12 protein-coding genes are annotated in these 18,209 nt (G+C 54.3%); 8 read left to right on the top strand and 4 right to left on the bottom strand.

Annotated elements, in window-relative coordinates; genetic code table 11:
• Positions 1–307 precede the first annotated feature (307 nt).
• On the top strand, positions 308–883 hold the full coding sequence (yeiP, locus tag J8Z22_RS13220) for an elongation factor P-like protein YeiP (protein WP_028111795.1): 576 nt from the start codon (positions 308–310) through the stop codon (positions 881–883).
• 72 nt (positions 884–955) lie between these two features.
• Here yeiP and J8Z22_RS13215 read toward each other — a convergent pair whose 3' ends face one another.
• Genes J8Z22_RS13215 through J8Z22_RS13205 form a run of 3 tightly spaced genes read right to left on the bottom strand, consistent with a single transcriptional unit; the run spans position 956 to position 3,139 of the window.
• Positions 956–1,633, bottom strand: coding sequence for a M15 family metallopeptidase (locus tag J8Z22_RS13215; RefSeq protein ID WP_211227265.1), 678 nt, complete (start codon positions 1,631–1,633; stop codon positions 956–958).
• Positions 1,627–2,766, bottom strand: a complete 1,140-nt coding sequence (gene dapE / locus J8Z22_RS13210) for a succinyl-diaminopimelate desuccinylase (RefSeq protein WP_252006729.1) — start codon at positions 2,764–2,766, stop codon at positions 1,627–1,629. The genes J8Z22_RS13215 and dapE overlap by 7 nt, the downstream gene beginning before the upstream one ends.
• Complete coding sequence (locus tag J8Z22_RS13205) at positions 2,759–3,139, bottom strand: arsenate reductase (RefSeq protein ID WP_252006728.1); 381 nt, start codon at positions 3,137–3,139, stop codon at positions 2,759–2,761. The genes dapE and J8Z22_RS13205 overlap by 8 nt, the downstream gene beginning before the upstream one ends.
• Before the next feature lie 56 nt (positions 3,140–3,195).
• Here J8Z22_RS13205 and J8Z22_RS13200 point away from each other — a divergent pair, with 56 nt between their 5' ends.
• Positions 3,196–4,947, top strand: coding sequence for a recombinase family protein (locus tag J8Z22_RS13200; RefSeq protein ID WP_252006727.1), 1,752 nt, complete (start codon positions 3,196–3,198; stop codon positions 4,945–4,947).
• Between the two features lie 34 nt (positions 4,948–4,981).
• Here J8Z22_RS13200 and J8Z22_RS13195 read toward each other — a convergent pair whose 3' ends face one another.
• Positions 4,982–7,669: a phage/plasmid primase, P4 family gene (locus J8Z22_RS13195; RefSeq protein WP_252006726.1), complete on the bottom strand. Its 2,688-nt coding sequence runs from the start codon at positions 7,667–7,669 to the stop codon at positions 4,982–4,984.
• A gap of 714 nt (positions 7,670–8,383) precedes the next feature.
• On the opposite strand from J8Z22_RS13195, the gene J8Z22_RS13190 reads away from it, so the two are divergent.
• The 6 genes from J8Z22_RS13190 to J8Z22_RS13165 all read left to right on the top strand — a co-directional run bounded on the left by J8Z22_RS13190 (position 8,384) and on the right by J8Z22_RS13165 (position 18,209).
• On the top strand, positions 8,384–8,971 hold the full coding sequence (locus J8Z22_RS13190; RefSeq protein WP_252006725.1) for a DUF6088 family protein: 588 nt from the start codon (positions 8,384–8,386) through the stop codon (positions 8,969–8,971).
• A 14-nt stretch (positions 8,972–8,985) separates the two neighbouring features.
• A complete protein-coding gene (locus J8Z22_RS13185; RefSeq protein WP_252006724.1) occupies positions 8,986–10,056 on the top strand; it encodes a nucleotidyl transferase AbiEii/AbiGii toxin family protein in 1,071 nt (356 codons plus the stop codon).
• 661 nt (positions 10,057–10,717) lie between these two features.
• A complete protein-coding gene (locus tag J8Z22_RS13180; protein ID WP_252006723.1) occupies positions 10,718–12,733 on the top strand; it encodes a class I SAM-dependent DNA methyltransferase in 2,016 nt (671 codons plus the stop codon).
• On the top strand, positions 12,733–14,109 hold the full coding sequence (locus J8Z22_RS13175; RefSeq protein ID WP_252006722.1) for a restriction endonuclease subunit S: 1,377 nt from the start codon (positions 12,733–12,735) through the stop codon (positions 14,107–14,109). Before J8Z22_RS13180 ends, J8Z22_RS13175 begins: the two co-directional genes overlap by 1 nt.
• Complete coding sequence (locus tag J8Z22_RS13170; RefSeq protein WP_252006721.1) at positions 14,096–15,031, top strand: DUF5655 domain-containing protein; 936 nt, start codon at positions 14,096–14,098, stop codon at positions 15,029–15,031. Before J8Z22_RS13175 ends, J8Z22_RS13170 begins: the two co-directional genes overlap by 14 nt.
• A 1-nt stretch (position 15,032) precedes the next feature.
• Positions 15,033–18,209 (top strand): type I restriction endonuclease subunit R, encoded by a 3,177-nt coding sequence (locus tag J8Z22_RS13165; protein ID WP_252006720.1) that lies wholly within the window; start codon positions 15,033–15,035, stop codon positions 18,207–18,209.

Raw genomic sequence — 18,209 nt, 5'->3', positions numbered from 1 at the left:
AAAAACAGCCGGTGGACCAGCCACCGGCCTAAATGCGGTCGTTGCCTGCGCTTCCGAACGGAGTGGCTGCGCCGGCAGGGAATTACGCCGAAACAGGGAAGAAACAGGCAACAGCAGACACTCTAGCAAGGCGGCCCGTACCTGGAATCATCAAAATTGCGGATTTATTCCCCGCCGTCATGCTCGGCTTGGGTTGTGCGGCCCGGCAGCAGGCGGTGAAAAATGCGTCGTACCTGAGCCGGGCCCCTTGTCTAATTTCCAGTTCGTGGTACTTTCTGCTCATCGTACATTGTAGGAAGCTCTAATCATGCCAAAGGCAAGTGAAATCAAAAAATCCGCCGCGATTGAACACAATGGTAAGGTGTACCTGGTTAAGGACATCAGTAAGTTGACCCCAAGTGGTCGGGCGGGCGCCAGCCTGTATCGCATGCGGATGTACGATGTGGTCAGCGGTGCCAAAGCGGATGAGAGCTTTAAAGCCGATGAGATGATCACCCTGGCGGATCTGACTCGTCATGACGCGTCGTTCTCTTACATCGATGGCGATGAATACGTGTTTATGGATGACGTCGACTACACCCCGTACAACTTCAATAAGGACGCCATCGTCGAAGAGTTGCCGTTCATCACCGAAGACACCAAGGGGATTCAGGTGCTGGCGGTAGACGGGGTGCCAGTGGCCATTGAACTGCCGAGCCACGTGGACCTGGTGATTGTGGAGACCGATCCCTCCATCAAGGGCGCGTCTGCCAGTGCCCGGACTAAACCGGCGATTCTGTCCACCGGCCTGACGGTACAGGTACCGGAATACATCGCCAGCGGTGAAAAGATTCGAGTCAACACCGCCGAGTCCAAGTTTATGAGCCGCGCCGACAACAAATAATCGTGCTGGCAGCGCACCGAAAAGGCCAGTCCTGAACAGGACTGGCCTTTTTGTTTTTGATATGAGCGAGGCTCACTGGCCCGGCGGTGGGCTGATTCGGTACAGGTACTGTTCTGCCAGTTGTGGCAATCGGGCCAGGATTTGAGGTTTCAGGGCGATGTCGCTGCTCTGCAATTGAGTGGCCAGCGCCGAGGGCGAGAACTGGGCCAGTGCTGGTTGGCTGACTGGGGCAAAACTCAGGTGCCAGGGCTCGGGCTGGACGCCACCAAGATCCTGGCGATAGGGAAAAAAGAAGCCAAACTGACTGGCTTGCTCGCACAGCCAACGGTGCATCGGCGCGTTGGGGCCGTCATCCTGGTACTCCCAGGGTTCCAGCTTCAGGTCATGACCATCGATGGCATTGGCATCGAACAGATCCAGATCCGTTCCCCAGTGATGGCGGGAGGCGCCGGGCAAGGCCGACCAGACTAAAATGGCGTTCAGGCACTCATCATCGCTGAGGTCGGCGACGCACAGGGGCTGGTTGACGCTGTCCAGCAGCGGTCGCTGGCCTCGGGCTTTGCCGTTGAAGATCGCCAGTTGGCGCTCGAAACTGCGCCAGCCTGAGGCGATCTGAACGTCGAAGCCAGCGCCGTGAGCGGCTTCTTGCAACTGGCGCAGGGCGATGGCGGTGCGACTCTCCACACGCTGGCCATCCAGAGCCACCAGGTGGCCCTGATCCAGCCCGAGCAGTTGCGATTGGCTCAACACAGTAGCCGCTCCATGATTTCCTCGTAGCACAAGGCCAGCTGCTCCAGATCTTCGATACTGACACATTCATTGACCTTGTGGATGGTGGCATTAAGCGGGCCCAGCTCGATGACTTGCGCGCCGGTGGGAGCGATAAAACGGCCGTCGGAGGTGCCGCCACTGGTCTGTGGATCGGTGGGACGCCCGGTGACCGCCTGGATGGCGTCGCAGGTGGCACTGAGCAACTCGCCGTCCTCGGTTAGGAAGGGCGAGCCGTTGTGAACCCAGTCGATGCGGTAATCCAGGCCGTATTTGTCAAACAGGTTGTGCACCCGATCTTTCAGGTCCGCCGCGTGGGTCTCGGTGCAGTAGCGGAAATTGAACTGCACATGCAGTTCGCCGGGGACCACATTGGGGGCACCGGTGCCGGCATGGATGTTGGCGATCTGAAAACTGGTGGGCGGGAAAAAGTCGTTGCCGTTGTCCCACTTCATGGCACTGAGTTCGGCCAACGCCGGCGCCGCCCGATGAATGGGGTTGTCAGCCAGGTGCGGGTAGGCGACGTGGCCTTGCACTCCCTGCACCCACAGATCGCCGGTGAGACTGCCGCGACGACCGTTTTTGATGACGTCACCGAGTCGGGCGCTGCTGGAGGGTTCACCGACGATGCACCAGGTGATCTTTTCCTGGCGGGCTTCGAGGGTATCGATCACCCGGGTGGTTCCGTTGATAAACGGTCCCTCTTCGTCGGAGGTGATCAGGTAGGCGATGCTGCCTCGATGCTGCGGATGCTTGCGGACAAAGCGCTTGGTGGCGACCAGCATGGCGGCCAGGCTGCCTTTCATGTCGGCGGCACCGCGACCGTGCAGCACACCGTCTATGATGGTGGGCTCAAACGGTGGCGTATGCCAGTCACTGAGCTTACCCGCAGGTACCACGTCGGTATGGCCGGCGAAGCAGAACAGCGGGCCCTGGTTGCCTTTGCGGGCCCACAGATTGGTGGTGTCTTCAAACACCATGGATTCAATCTCAAAGCCAAGGTCGGCCAGGTACCCGGCCATCATCGGCTGACAGCCGGCATCTTCGGGAGTGACCGATTCACGGCCAATCAGATCCATGGCCAGGGTCAATACCTCGGAGCGGGCATCAGTCATGGTTGGCCACCAGCGCGTCGTACTCGGCGGCCTTAAAGCCGACGGTCACAGTCTGGCCACTGACCAGTACCGGTCGCTTCACTAGGGTGGGATTGGCCAGCATCAGTGTCACCGCCTTGGCCTGTGTCATGTCGGCCTTATCGTCGGCACTCAGTTGACGCCAACTGGTGGAGCGGGTGTTGAGCAGCTGTGTCCATTCCACCTTGTCCAGCCATTGTTCGAGTGTTTCCGCGCTCAGACCCTGCTCTCGAAAGTCATGGAAGTCGAATGAGGTGTTGTGGGACTCGAGGTGCTTACGGGCTTTTTTTACGGTGTCGCATTTATTGGGAGAAATGCCGTACATTATTAGGGTTGGCTTTTTTGGGTCTTCCATCGTCTTCCTGGCCTTCGGGTATTCGGATGATGACCAGCATACCAGAGGGAACGTAGATGAGCAGTAATGGCAGGATAACCAGAGCGTATTCCTACTTGAGATTTAGCACTCCTAGGCAGATGAGGGGGGATAGCTACCGACGGCAGATTGAACTGGCTCGGCAGTATGCTGTAAGTCACGGGTTGGTGCTGCAAGATACAACTATTGCTGATCTAGGTGTGAGTGCCTTCAAAGGAGCAAATCGTGATGCGGCACTCGGCCACTTCCTCGATATGGTGAAATCGGGAGAGGTTCCACAGGGATCGTACTTATTAGTGGAGTCACACGATCGGTTGAGTCGTCAACATGTAGAGAGGGCTCTTTCTCAATTCCTGGAAGTCGTCAATGCGGGAGTGGTCATCGCAACGCTATCCGATGGACAGGTTTATCGGGCCGGTCAGCTCGATATGTTGAAGCTGATAACCAGCTTGGTGTACATGAGTCGGGCTAATGAAGAGTCTGAAATGAAAAGCCGTCGGGCGACGGCAGCATGGGAATATCAACGGCAAAAAGCGAAAGAGGGTGCCAAGATAAGAAACTCTGCGTTACCTGGTTGGCTGGCTTGGAAGGGCAATGACATCGTACTCAAGGAGCGGGAAGTTGAAGTGATACGCTTGATGTTCGATAAGGCACTGGATGGGGCAGGCTACGAGCAGATTGCTGCGTTTCTCAATAGTAATGGTATACCCACCTTTCGAAAACACAGCCAATGGCGGCCAGCAGGCGTAAGTGCATTGTTAAAAAGCCGTGCTCTAATTGGCGAGTATAAACCTCATCAGAGGGTGGATGGGGTTCGCAAGCCTATCGGGGAGCCTATACACGATTACTATCCGGCAGTTATCGAGCTAGCAGATTTTCTAGAGGTACAGAGGCTCATCTCTACCCGCAACAATCATAGCGGGTCATATCGAAAGGGGCTATTTAGGTACCTGTTTTCTGGACTCATTCGTTGTCAATGTGGCGAGCTGCTCCGCCATCATAATAAGGGCAGTAAGGAATCCCCCAGGCACTATCTGGTCTGTCCGATGAAGACTGCCGGGCAGTGTGACATGCCGTTCCTCAGGTACGATCATTTTGAGCCTCAGGTGCTAGTGGCTATCAGTCATCTCCCAGCCTTGTTTCAGCGACAACATGGCAATCAAGTAGCTGTACAACGTGTTATACAGCAGATTGCGGAGACTCAGGAACTGCATAGGCAACTGAGTGAGAAAGAAGATAACGCATTGCGTTTACTGATCAACTACCCCACAAACGAAAAGCTGAATCGACAGTTTGCATTGATCTCGGAAGAAGCCGCTGCGTGTAAACAGAGGGTTGAAGGGCTTGAGGCGGAGCGAGATCGGTTGTTGCAATCGGAGCGAACGATAACTTTGCTAACCACCGATAACCTCAGTACTACCGAGTCGCGGCAGCAGTTCAACTCACGGCTGAAGCAGACGTTGTCATCCATAAAGTTAATCATGGAGAACGGTACCATTGCCCTGAGTTTTTACGCCTCCAACCACATCTTGCTGTGTGAGCAGGTGTTCAATACGGAGTGGAAGCCAAGGCGGGGCGTTGAACTACGCGGGAGTCATGTAATGGAACTCGATGGAACAACAGTCTGCCGTACGACTCGGGAGCCGCCATATATAGATGACTCCTGGATCGAGGGAGCCCTACTCGGGGAACTGCCATCATACCCAGAGATTGAGGAAGAGGGCGTCTTCAACTGGGAGACCGGGGAAGGGAGGATCACCCAAGCATCAGGTGGTGAGTCGAACAAGTAGTAAAGGGGCCAATCGGCCCCTTTCTCGTCGATATCTACACCGAGTACCCGCCAGCAGGCTCTGGTGGCGTTTCTATGGTGCTGTCAGCATCACCATAGGATGAGAGCAGTCGCAACCCTAAGATAGCCGCCTTGTTATTCTTACGGCCTTTCTTGAATCCTCGTTCTCCCAGCTTCTTGGTCATAATGCTGCGGGTCATCGACCACTCCCCATCTCGGGTCGCCCACTCTTTGAACGCATCGTACAGTTCATCGGAGTGAATCCACTGCCCCTCTTCACTGGCGGTACGTTCGGTCAAGAAAAGACCCAAGAGATCAGACTCATCTTGGTAGGTACAGAGGAGCTTAGCGATACGAGGAGGGATGCTGTTTTTTATACTCCTGGCTACCCACTTTTTTGTTCCTCTAATAGCCCAGTTCAGGATACCTGGTAGCTCAGCCTCCAGTTTGTCCATCAACTGTGGATCAAGTTTGCTTTTTTCGAATGATGCTTCGAAGGGCAGAATCATCATTCTTCGCCACATGGCGTGACTGGTATCTCGAATCACAGGTTTATGATTACCAACCATAATCAGCGAGAAGGTTGAATGATACTCCATCTCAGTCTTAGCGTAAGGAGCTCTGGCCACAATCACATCACCGCCGGTCATGGTCTTGATTTCATTCTCATTCATCCGTGACCCTTCGGGCAGCTCGTTGGCCACAACCAGGCGGGAACCTACCAGTTTCGTTAAGGCTGCATTAGGTCCAGATGTTGGTCCGAACCTGTTCTGAAGCAGAACATCTGAGTTGATTTGGTGAGCATAGGTGCCCAGTAGCTTCTGAATGACCGACATGAAGGTACTCTTACCGTTACAGCCATGGCCATAGAGGAAGAACAGCAGCTGTTCGTCTGTTCGCCCTGTGACCCAATATCCGACACACTGTTGCATAAAAGTGACCATCAGAGGGTCTCCACAGCAGACTTCATTTACAAACTGCTCCCATCGTGGGCAGGTGGCATTTGCATCATAGGCGACGGGACTATAGCGAGTTATTAGATGTTCACGGCGGGCTGGTTCATGTTGGCCAGTACACAGGTTGATGACTCCGTTGGCAACGCCCAGCAACATTGGGTCGGCGTTGAGCTCATCTGCACCTACAGCTAGGGAAGCCTGAGCAACATCCAGCATCGAGCTCATGCGGCCTCGGTTAAGGCATTCATTGCCAAACCGGACTACACTCCGGGCGAACTTTTCGCGGGCATCACTCTCAGCTTCTTGGGCAGAGCGGAGCTTACGGTTACCAATGTCAACGATGCTTTCACCCACCTTGCGGGCATACTTCATTGCCTGATTAGACTTATCCACTTCCCAGTGATGGCCATTGTAGATGAGGTAGCTATCCATTTCGGCGACATACCTTAGGTCATGACCGACAAGGGCTACAAGCCTGTCCGCATTGCGGCTATCGTTGAAGTCCGTGGGCTCGAAAGTGGCTATCGGGGTGATCACTGGCTCACCGTCTTGGGCGATCTCTCGTTGTACTTCCGGAACCGCTGTTTGTGGTTCTACTGAGATAGTGTACTGTTCCACGATCTCCGATAGTGGCAGAGGGGCCTTTGAGTGCAGGTACTCATCGATATCCTTGTGTTCTTGGGGTAGCCTCACCTGTATGAGGTCCTTCAATCCCAGAGCCGCAACGGCCTCACGGTATCCATCACCCGCATCATCGGTATCGAAGAAGGTCACCACCTGACGCTCAGCCAGGTTCTCTGTCATCCACGTTTTTTGGTCTCGGGACAGAGTGCCGATGGTGGCGAGTACAGGGCCTTTCCAACCAGCATCGACAAGGCTTATTAAGTCATGCTCTCCTTCGACGAGCACCACTGGTCCTTGTAGCTCCAGGCTGTCTTCGCCGTAAAAGCAGACACCGTTGAGCCAGAACGCCCGAGCGAGTTGCCATTGCTTATCCTTCTTTGGGTCTTTGAAGGTGAAACGGGAGACTTCTTCGTTCCTACCGAAGTGAGGGAATACATAGACCCCATAGGGGAAGAGATCCCGATAGGTGTTCTTACGTTTCTTCACCAGCCCTGAGGCCAGTACTTCCTCCTCGCTGTAGCCCTGTTTGAATAGGAATCCATGTAGGTTGCCTGTGGCGAAGCCGATGCTAAGGCCCAAGATGACACTGGCAGAGTGATGGCGGGCATCCTGTAAGGCTTTCATCTTAGATGCGTTGCTTTCCAACTGGCTCTGGTAATACTTGGCGGTATCTGCAAACAGCATCTGGATTCGCTCAGGAGCAACGTTGTGTTCTATCCGAGGCACCGGGTTGCACATCGGTAGCTTTACCGGCTCAATCGTCCCCAGCTCGCCTCTGAGGAGCTTATTGGCTGCATCATATGGTGTAGAAGCGGTTCCCATGGCTACCAATAGGTCAAAGACATCCCCTGAAGAACCACAGGAAGCTGAGAAGCATTCAAATCGTTGGCTTTCAGGGAAGAGAGTGAAACTTCCGCTATGCCCGCAGATGGGACAACTTTCATCTTCGAGGCGACAGTAATTACCGCCTGTTGTTTTGATTTCCAGGCCAGTCAAGTGTTGGGTGACAGCTAGGATGTCGAATTGCTCTTTTACTCCGGCTAGTCCGAGTTGTTCTAACTCCAGATGGTTAAAGCCAGATTGTTGCTTGCGTGCGTCGTTCATGCCCTCCTTAGTGGGCGAAGTATTTTTATATGTATTCATCGTGAATACCCTTATATCAGTGCTACTGACGAAGCTAAAATATAGATGTTAGTCAAGCTCTTAGTAGCAATCTCATGGGGAGCTTTTGCTCCCTTTACCTCAAGGCTTTATGCCTATCGGCTTAGTGTATTTATCCAATAGAGAGTCGGTCCAGACGCCCCGCACTCCGCCTTCTGGGCTTCGTATCCGAGCCATCCAGCCCGAACCAAAAGGTTTAGATGACGCCTTGCCGTCCTCACCGAGTAATCACACCTAATCGCCAGCAGTTTAGCGACGCTTCGAGTGCCGCCAGCCAGGTAACCCTGCTCGTTCACCATGCGGGTGATTTCGTAGCAGGTCCGCTGTAGGTTGTGTGGTAACGCCGTCAAAGGTACGTACATCTTTTTTCTCCCTATTGGCACCTAGGGGGATCATCTGATGACCACCCTATGTGATTCATACTTATCTTAAGTGGCTGGAGAGGACCGAGACTGAAAAAAATCGAAAAAATAATGACCTATCATGAAAAGAGCCGTCATCACGGGAGAAACTGCGAGAAAATTTTTTAATGACGAAGCTGAAGTGATACTTCATGACCTCAAAAAACATCATCACGCCATCTGCTCTACTTTGTTGGTGGCCAGGACAAGTCAGGCTTGCTGACATCAATTATCTTGAAAGTCTTGCTATGCTTGGTTAAGATGTTGTCAACCTTCTCACAAGTTGTCAGTAACGATGAGCATTCAAGTTCGGGTAGAGTCCCGCATCAAGCGTCTTCAGAAAGGCCAGCCTTTTGCTATTCAGAGTTTCTATGCTCTGGGTACAAATGCGGCTGTTCAAAAAGCCTTCAGCCGGTTGGTTGCTCAGGGTGAATTGGCTCGTGTTGGGCGTGGGATTTATTGCCGTCCCAAGCCACTTCAGGCGATGCCAAGTGTGAAAACCACAACGACGGCGGAGAAGCTGGCTCGTTACTGGGTACGCTTGCACGGTTACAAGATGGTGCCTCAAGGCGTTGAGGAGGCGTATCGCTTAGGATTACAAACTCAGGCTCCTATGCGAACCATCTACTGGACCAATGGGCCGAGTAAGGTCTTTGCTATCGGTAACCAGAAGGTCGAGGTTCGGAATGTCTCCAATGAGCTTATTCGAGGCGGTATGAGTGCTCCTGCTAGGCTTCGTCGAGGTTTGGCGGTGATGAAGTCATACAAGCTGGAAAGCACCAGTCTGGAGGTGGCACAGAGCCGCCTTAATATGAGTCGCGAAAGCTTCCAGAGGGCTCTGGGTGAGTACCAGCCTCATCGTCACGCTCTGTCTTCCCGTTAACCGGATTTCTTTCAATGTCGATACTTGACCTGTACCGCTCTGATGAGGGGCGGACTCAGCTTAGTGAGCTGCTTGTTTTTGCTGAGCAGAATCACCCCGACGGCTTAACGGCTCCATTCCTTGAGAAAGACCTCTGGGTGACCGAACTGCTCAACATCCTATTTGGTCCTGAAGGACTACTCGGAGGCACCAGAGTGGCATTTAAGGGAGGGACCGCTCTTTCCAAACGCTGGCGGGCCATCGAGCGATTCTCGGAGGATATCGACTTGTCAGTACACTGGTTTGAACTCTGCCCAGACGATCTCGAAGAAGAGGAAGTCTGGGAGGCAACAACTAGGTCAGGTGCTCAGATCAAAAGGTTTCGTAAGGAGCAGGGACCTCGCTTAGAAGAGTGGTCCAAAGACCTAGTGCAGAGATTGGCTGAGAGACTTTCAGAGTATGACATTGCAGATCTCAGAGCAGAACTGCTCCCAGATAGCGGTGGTGGGAAGGTTCAAGTGCACTTTCCCGCCGTAGCTGCCCTCGAAGGCCATTATCAACTGGACTACGTGTTACTGGAGTTTGGTGCCCGAAACAGAGGGGAGCCTACCGCCCCTAGTGAACTGAACACCTACATGTCCGAAGTGGAAGAGCTGTCAGCACAGATGGTGTTCCCCGTGGCGGATGGCGTAAAGGTGTTTGATGAAGGTTACATCATCTGGGAAAAGCTCACCGCCCTGCATCAGTTTTGCACTCAGGAAAGAATACCTGATGCTGCTCGATTGGCTCGTCACTGGTACGACGTTGATTGCCTCATACAGAAGGGCATCGTTGACCCTCTCGAGCATCCTAAAGCCATGAACGATGTGATCGAAATGAAGTCCTGTCGTTGGGCTGCGAAAGGGGTGGACTATACGCTTGCCTCTAAGGGGGAGATTCTGCTAGTACCCCAAGGAGAACTTCTCGACAGTCTACGCCAAGACCAAACGGAAATGGTGGACGCCGGTATGTATACCAACGCCCCGGATGACTTTGATAAGATCATGGAGCGGGTTGCTGCCCTTCAGGAGCGTATAAACCAGGCTCATACCCCAACACAAGACTAGGGCGAACGATTTATCCCCTCTGCCGGTTTTCAGCAGAATCGGCAGCGGTGATCTCCCCGTCATCATCATCAAACTGGCTGTTAGGGCCTATATCTCTGCCGATTTTCCGGCATATATAGAAACTCTTTCTACGATGAGATCTCTGACGTAAAGATTTCTATATAAAGGAGATTATCGGCAGAGGACGGAGGTTGAATCGGGGAATCTTCCCAGCTTTTGCGGGTATCGGCCCTGCCGGTTTTCAGCAGAAATCGGCAGAACCCGCAGAGGGTGTGGTGGGTGTATAGGGTGGCGGAGAGGAAGGGGACAGGTCAATCCTATCCATTCCCGGTTTGCCCCTCCTATTCAGGCCACACCATATACACCGCTACCGCTGTCATCAGTATCAGGGGCAGTGCCTTCACCAGCAGGATGAGTAGCAGGTCCATCGTAGATCCTCCTTCCGAAGCGTCCTGCTTCGGTTATACCTTAGCGGTATCAATCCATTGACCGCTTCAGGTTCAAGCTAGCACGACGACGCCGATGTTAACAGTGGTTAACATATTGCCACTGTTGATATTTTAATGGGGAACTGTGAGCTTTCAGCCATTGCACGGGGTAGCCCAACTGGTACACTTCGGTGATTCGGTTTTTACCCCCATCTTCCGGCAGGGACGCCAGTATGCTGATAGAGAACACACCCCATATGAATGCCAACACCTCTTCTTTGGCGGGCCTGATCTGGTCCGTAGCCGACTTGCTTCGTGGTGACTTCAAGCAGTCCCAGTATGGCCGCATCATCTTGCCCTTCACGGTACTTCGCCGCCTGGAGTGTGTTCTCGCACCCACCAAGGATAAGGTTCTGGGTATGGTGGACACCACCAAGTCAATGCCGGAGGAGGCCGCTAACAAGCTGCTTTTGAACGCCGCCAGCCAGTCCTTCTACAACACCTCCAAGTTGGACCTGTCCAAGCTGGGGGAGACCCAGATCTGGGATAACTTGGACGCCTATGTACGGGCCTTCTCCCCGGACGCACGCGAGATTTTCGAGCACTTCGCCTTCGAGAAGTTCATCACCGAGCTGGACAAGGCCGACCTGCTCTACAAGGTGGTGCAGAAGTTCGCCCACTTCGATCTCTCCCCACTGGCGGTGGACAACTACCACATGGGCCTGGTGTTCGAGGATCTGATCCGTCGCTTCGCTGAGAGCTCCAACGAGACCGCCGGTGAGCACTTTACCCCCCGTGATATCGTCCGCCTGACCACCTCCCTGGTGTTTGCCACTGACGACGATGCTCTGACTAAGCCTGGGGTGATCCGCTCCATCTACGATCCTACAGCGGGCACAGGCGGCTTCCTCTCCTGTGGCATGGAGTACCTGCACGAGCTGAACGACAAGGCGGTGCTGAAGACCTTCGGCCAGGAACTCAACCCCGAGTCCTACGCCATCTGTAAGGCGGACATGCTGATCAAGGGCCAGGAGATCTCCAACATCAAGCTGGGCAATACTCTCTCCAACGACCAACTGCCGGGCAGCCGTTTCGACTACTGCCTCTCCAACCCGCCTTTTGGCGTGGACTGGAAGAAGGTGGAGAAGACCATCAAGGATGAGCACAATCTGAGGGGCTACGATGGCCGCTTCGGTCCTGGCCTGCCTCGGGTTTCCGATGGCTCGCTGCTGTTCCTGATGCACCTCATCAGCAAGATGCAGCAGCCCACAGCGGAGATCCCCGGTTCCCGTATCGGCATCATCCTCAACGGCTCCCCTCTGTTTACTGGCGGTGCGGGTAGCGGAGAGAGCGAGATCCGCCGTTACATCCTGGAGCAGGACCTGCTGGACGCCATCATCGCCTTACCCACGGACATGTTCTACAACACCGGCATCGCTACCTATGTTTGGGTGCTGTCCAACCACAAACCGGCACAGCGTAAGAACAAGGTACTGCTGGTAAACGCCGCCGATCTGCACTCCCCGATGCGGAAGTCCCTGGGCTCCAAGCGTAAGTATTTGAATGATGATGTACTGGAGCAGTTGGTTAGCCTCTATAGTCGCTACGACGAAGCCGAGATCGAACAGAGCGGCATCGCCAAGCTGTTCAGTACCCGTGACTTTGGCTATCGCCGCATCACCTTGGAGCGACCACTGAAGCTGGCCTTCTATCCCCTCGACACCGACCGCCTCGAGGCGATGAAGGCGGATAAGCCCTGGGTTAAGCTGGATGGCACCCTGCAGTCCGCCATTCTCACCGCTCTGGGCCGCTTCACTGCAGAGAAGCTGCTCTCCCGCGATCAGTTCAAGAAGGCGTTGGTCGCTCAAATGGACGGCATCAAGCTGCCTGCTCCGGCCTTTAAGCTCATCTGCAAGCATATCGGCGAGCAGGACGATGCCGCCGAAGTCTGTAAGACCAAGGGACAGCCCGAGTCTAACCCGGACCTCCGTGACAACGAAAACGTCCCCCTGTCCGAAAACATCGACGACTACTTCGCCCGTGAGGTGCTGCCCCACGTGCCGGATGCCTGGATAGACACCGGCAAGACCGACGAACTGGACGGTCAGGTGGGCATCGTTGGCTATGAGATCCCCTTTAACCGCCACTTCTACCAGTATCAGCCACCGCGTTCTCTGGAGGCGATTGACGCCGACTTGGATGCGGTCTCTAAGGAGATCATGACCCTGCTGGCGGAGGTGCACTCCTAATGGACGCAATAACCGAAAAGCAGACTGTTAGTGACAGCAAATTTCAGCCGTACCCGGAGTGCGTGGATTCCAGGGTAGAGTGGCTTGGGCAAGTCCCGAGTCACTGGAAATTGTCGCGTGTAAAAGATATCGCCAAAGTTATTGGTGGCTATCCATTTGACTCAAAAAAGTTTGATCCTGAGCTCGGGATACCGCTGGTCCGAATAAGAGATATCAACTCGAAAACAGCAGTAGTTCGCTTTAACGGAGTTGTCCCAGACGAAGCCCTCATTGATACCGGTGATGTACTGGTCGGGATGGACGGGGAGTTTAACGTCGCTAAATGGCGTGGACAAAGTGCAGCTCTTAATCAACGGGTGGCTTGTGTTCGCTCAACCTCATCAGTGCGTACCGCTTTCTTGTTTTACATGTTGCCGTTTAACATGAAAGTGGTAAACGACCTCACGTATTACACGACGGTTAAACATCTATCCCTTGAAGATATTGCGAAAACGTTGTTTGCAATGCCGCCTGAAGAAGAACTGATGTCAATCATCGCCTTCCTCGACTACGAGACCTCCCGCATTGATGTACTGATCGCCAAGCAGCAACGCCTGATTGAGTTGCTAAAGGAGAAGCGTCAGGCGGTGATCTCCCACGCCGTCACCAAGGGCCTTAGTCCCGATGCACCCATGAAGGACTCCGGCGTCGAGTGGCTAGGAGAGATACCGGCGCATTGGGTTGTCAAAAAGAGTAGCTACCTATTTTCGCAGTCACCGAAAAATGGCATATCACCACCCGTTACTGATTCGCATGATGGCGTTCCAACTTTCTCCATCTCTGCTGTAAGGGGTGGGAAGGTAAATATCTTGCAGAACTTAAAAATGGTCAGCCTTGATCCTTCGACGGCGCAACAGTTTGCTGTACAACCGGGGGATGCCTTAGTTGTCCGGGGCAACGGTAACTTATCAATGGTAGGTGCTGTTGGTCTTGTTCAAGAGCCAGTCCCAAAGCGGTGTATTTACCCAGACATTCTTATTCGTGTGAAGCTGAATGAGCAGGTGATTCTCACCGACTTTTTTGTAAATGCGTGGTCTTCGAAACCTAGCCGCAGCCAGATCGAAAATATGGCAAATACCACGAACGGGACATACAAAATCAATGGCGAACACATGCGCTCCGTTTACCTTGCTGTGCCTCCTTTAGAAGAGCAAGCGGAGATAGTTGAAACTGTAGTTCGTGCTTCAGCCAAGATAGAAGACTTGATAAGTCGGGCGGAGGTAGCTGTCGGGTTGTTGCAAGAACGCCGCACCGCCCTCATATCCGCCGCAGTCACCGGGAAAATTGATCTACGAGGCTGGATCGCACCCAAGGAGGGGGAATATGAGCGATATTAAATTGTTCCGCTATGGGGCGGAGAGCGTCACCGAACTGGAAAGCAAGGCTGCCGTAGTGGAGAAGCAGCTGCAGCAGCTGATAGAGGAGCAGATGGAGGCCTTCCTTGGCGTCCGTTTCCTGGCTACTGAGTACAGCACGGGCAAGACCCATAAGGGCCGCATCGACTCCCTGGGGCTAGATGAGAACGGTTGCCCGGTGATCATCGAGTACAAGCGCCACACCAATGAGAACGTCATCAACCAGGGGCTGTTCTATTTGGATTGGCTGCTGGACCATCAGGCTGAGTTTCGCTGGCTGGTTATGGAGAAGCTGGGCAAAGACGCCGCCGACAACATCGAGTGGGACGGCACCCGCCTACTCTGCATTGCCGGTGACTTCACCAAGTACGATGAACACGCGGTCCAGCAGATCAACCGCAACATTGAGCTGCTCCGCTACAAGCTGTTTGCCAACGACCTGCTGATGTTGGAGCTGGTCAATGCCATCACAACGACGCCCTCACCGAAGTCCCGCCAGATAAGCACTCAGACCGAGTCTAAGCCAGTCAATGGAGAGCGACGGGATACCCACAGTGCCAGAATTGAACAGGCTGATGATGCCCTTATGAGCCTGTATGAGGCCATCTGTGACTTCACCGAAAGCCTGGGAGAAGAGGTGCAGCGTAAGGAGCTCAAGCTGTACACCGCCTTCAAGAAGATCCGCAATTTTGCCTGTGTTCAGATCTGGGCGCCTCAGCGAGACCCTCAGATACGGATGTACCTCAAGCTCAATCCCGATGAAGTGACCCTGGAGGCCAACCTCGTTAGTGATGTGCGAGATAAGGGCCATTGGGGCACAGGGGATGTTGAAGTGCTGGTTCGAAGCCATGAAGACTGGCAGAAGGTACAACCCCTCATCGAAAGGGCCTACCAGGAAAACTAAGATGAACAACGATGCTAAAGCCCTGGAGCTGACCTTCCAGAACCACATTATCGATGCTCTTAAGGCCCAAGGGTGGCTGGTGGGCCAATCCGGCGGTTATGACCGTGAGCGGGCACTGTACCCGGACGATCTGGTGGCCTATGTACAGGAGACCCAGCCGGAAACCTGGGAGAAGTTCTGCACTGTCTATGGCAGCGAGCCGGAGCGGCACCTGTTGAACGCAGCCGTCCGCCAGCTAGAGCGAAAGGGCACGCTGTGGCTGCTGCGGAACCAGATTGAGGACCGGGGACTGCGGATCAAGGCCGCCACCTTTAAGCCGGACAACGAGCTGAACCCGGAGCTGAACATCCGCTACAGCAAGAACATCCTGCGGGTGGTGCCGGAGCTGGTCTACAGCCCCAACGGCTATGAAGGCCGCATCGACCTCACCCTGTTCTTAAACGGTATTCCAGTATCCACCCTGGAGCTCAAGTCCTGCTTCAAGCAGAGCCTGGAGAACGCCAAGCGTCAGTACCGCTATGACCGGCCACCCCGATCGTCAAAAGAGCACGGGAGCAAAGACGAGCCTCTGCTCAAGTTCCGCCGGGGTGCCCTGGTGCACTTTGCCCTTAATCAGTTTGAAGTGGTAATGACCACCAAACTGGTGGGCAAAGAGACCTTTTTCCTGCCATTCAACCGGGGTACAGAAGCGGGCGGAGCCGGTAACGACCAGCCCGCCGAGGGCTATGCCACTGAGTACCTGTGGAACGAGGTGCTGCAGCCGGACAACTGGCTGCGAATCTTGCAGCGGTTTATGCATCTGGAAGTCAAAGAAACCCACGATGAGCTGGGGGCGCTGAAACGCAAAGAGACAATGATTTTCCCCCGCTATCATCAATGGACGGTGGTTAATCGTTTGTTGGATGCGGTGCGGGAAGAAGGCACTGGACGTAAGTATCTGGTTCAGCACTCTGCAGGCTCCGGCAAGTCCAACTCCATTGCCTGGTTGGCCCATCAGGCATCCTCGTTGACCGACGCCAAGGGCGATAAGATCTTCAACTCGGTGATCGTCATTACCGACCGCACCGTGCTGGACAGCCAGCTGCAGGAGACCATCAGCCAATTCGAACACGCCGATGGTGTGGTAGGTCGAATCAACCGTGACGAAGGCTCCGGCAGCAAGTCCAGCCAGCTTACTGATGCCCTGGCAACGGGAACGCCGATTATCATCGTCACCATTCAGACCTTCCCCCATGTGCTTAAGGCGATTCAGGAGAGCACTGGCCTGAAGGATCGCACTTTCGCTGTAATTGCCGATGAGGCTCACTCTAGCCAGACTGGCAGTACCGCTCGTCAGTTGCGAGAAGTATTGATGGCGGAGCAACTGGAGGATGGTAAGGAACTCTCCGCTGAGGATGTAATGAACGCTACTCTGGCGGCTCGTGGTGGCTCCAACCAGATAAGCTACTTTGCCTTTACTGCCACGCCAAAGCCCAAAACCCTGGAGTTATTTGGTAGGCCAAAAGACAAGACTCTGCCTGCTTCTAAGGAAAATCCGGCTGAGCCTTTTGACGTCTACTCCATGCGGCAGGCCATCGAGGAGGGGTTTATCCTGGATGTACTGAAGAACTACACCAACTACAAGATGGCTTACCGACTGGCAATGAAAGGCCAGGAGGCGGACGAAGAGGTGGACAGCAAGAAGGCCAAGACCAAGCTGGCCAGATGGGTCCGCCTGCACCCCCACAACGTCGCCCAGAAGGCCCAGGTGATTGTAGAGCACTTCAGGGAGACGGTGATGCCGTTGCTGGCGGGAGAGGCCAAGGCGATGGTGGTCACCTCCAGTCGGATAGAGGCGGTGCACTACAAGCTGGCCTTCGACAAGTACGTAGCCGAGCAGGGCTATGATCGCATTCAATCAATGGTGGCTTTCTCCGGAGAGGTGCCAGACCCTAAGATACGTCCGGAGCCCTTTACCGAGCTCAACATGAACCCTGGCCTTAAGGGACGGGACATGCGTAAAGCCTTCGATACCGACGAGTATCAGGTGATGCTGGTGGCCAATAAGTTCCAGACCGGCTTCGATCAGCCCAAACTGTGTGCCATGTACGTGGACAAGAAGCTGAACGGCGTGGATTGCATCCAGACGCTGTCCCGGCTCAACCGTACCTATCCCGGCAAGGACACCACTTACGTTCTGGATTTCGTCAACGAGCCGGAGGAGATCTTGAAGCAATTTCAAGACTATTATGAGAAGGTTGAGATAGAACAGCCCTCCGATCCCAACCTGGTGTACGACATGCAGCACAAGCTGCTAGAGAGCACCGTCATCAACCGCTCTGAGGTTATCGCCTTCGCCGATGCCTACTTCGATCCCAAACGAGGGGCCGAGGCATTGACCGGCTACATCAAGCCAGCAGTGGACAGGTACAGCAAACGCTACCGGCATGCTAACGAGACCTTGAGGGAGGCCAGGAAACAGCTAAAGCTGCTTGGGCTGGAGGGCACCGATACCGACAGGGCTAACGCCGAGCGTAGCGTCAAGATGGCCGAAGAGGCCCGCAGCGAACTGGACATCTTCAAGAAGGATGTGAACAGCTTCATCCGCTTCTATGAGTTCGTCTCCCAGATTTCTCCCTTCCAGGATGTGGAGCTGGAGCAATTGAACGTCTACTGCCGCCACCTGCTGCCACTGCTGAAGCAGGAGGTGATCGAGGAGGAGGATATCGACCTCTCTGCGGTGGTGCTAAGCCACTACAACCTAAAGCATAAGCGAACCCAGGATTTGAAGCTCAAAGAGGGTGAAGGGGAAGGGCTGACAGGCATCACCGGCCTGGGCAGTGCCGCTCCCAAGGAGCAGAAGAAGGACCTGCTGTCGGAGATCCTGGAGAAGATGAACGAGCTGTTTGGGGTTGAGACCACCGACGGTGACAAGCTAACCCTGCTTCACGGGGCGGTCTCTAAGATCAGTGAGAACGACGCCGTGATGGATCAGGTGAAGAACAACAGCTCCGAAGCCCAGATCATGATGGGCGACTTCCCCAAGGCGATGGAGAACGCCATGATTGAGGCGATGGGCTCCTACACCCAGCTGACTACCGACTACCTGTCCAAGCCAGAGGTAGCCAAGGAGTTCAACAAACTGGTGTTGGGGATGTTGATGAAAGGGCTGGTAGCCGGAGCATCTGCCGGGTCATAG

This window comes from Ferrimonas sp. SCSIO 43195 (assembly GCF_023716685.1).
Taxonomy (GTDB): Bacteria; Pseudomonadota; Gammaproteobacteria; order Enterobacterales; family Shewanellaceae; genus Ferrimonas; species Ferrimonas kyonanensis.
This window is presented reverse-complemented; position numbering and strand designations above follow the sequence as displayed.

What these genes read in the sequence shown, in the direction of transcription:
- yeiP (WP_028111795.1), top strand. Translation starts at nt 308, where the DNA reads ATGCCAAAGGCAAGTGAAATCAAAAAATCCGCCGCGATTGAACACAAT.
- dapE (WP_252006729.1), bottom strand. Translation starts at nt 2,766, where the DNA reads ATGACTGATGCCCGCTCCGAGGTATTGACCCTGGCCATGGATCTGATT.
- J8Z22_RS13205 (WP_252006728.1), bottom strand. Translation starts at nt 3,139, where the DNA reads ATGGAAGACCCAAAAAAGCCAACCCTAATAATGTACGGCATTTCTCCC.
- J8Z22_RS13200 (WP_252006727.1), top strand. Translation starts at nt 3,196, where the DNA reads ATGAGCAGTAATGGCAGGATAACCAGAGCGTATTCCTACTTGAGATTT.
- J8Z22_RS13195 (WP_252006726.1), bottom strand. Translation starts at nt 7,669, where the DNA reads ATGAATACATATAAAAATACTTCGCCCACTAAGGAGGGCATGAACGAC.
- J8Z22_RS13190 (WP_252006725.1), top strand. Translation starts at nt 8,384, where the DNA reads ATGAGCATTCAAGTTCGGGTAGAGTCCCGCATCAAGCGTCTTCAGAAA.
- J8Z22_RS13185 (WP_252006724.1), top strand. Translation starts at nt 8,986, where the DNA reads ATGTCGATACTTGACCTGTACCGCTCTGATGAGGGGCGGACTCAGCTT.
- J8Z22_RS13180 (WP_252006723.1), top strand. Translation starts at nt 10,718, where the DNA reads ATGCTGATAGAGAACACACCCCATATGAATGCCAACACCTCTTCTTTG.
- J8Z22_RS13175 (WP_252006722.1), top strand. Translation starts at nt 12,733, where the DNA reads ATGGACGCAATAACCGAAAAGCAGACTGTTAGTGACAGCAAATTTCAG.
- J8Z22_RS13170 (WP_252006721.1), top strand. Translation starts at nt 14,096, where the DNA reads ATGAGCGATATTAAATTGTTCCGCTATGGGGCGGAGAGCGTCACCGAA.
- J8Z22_RS13165 (WP_252006720.1), top strand. Translation starts at nt 15,033, where the DNA reads ATGAACAACGATGCTAAAGCCCTGGAGCTGACCTTCCAGAACCACATT.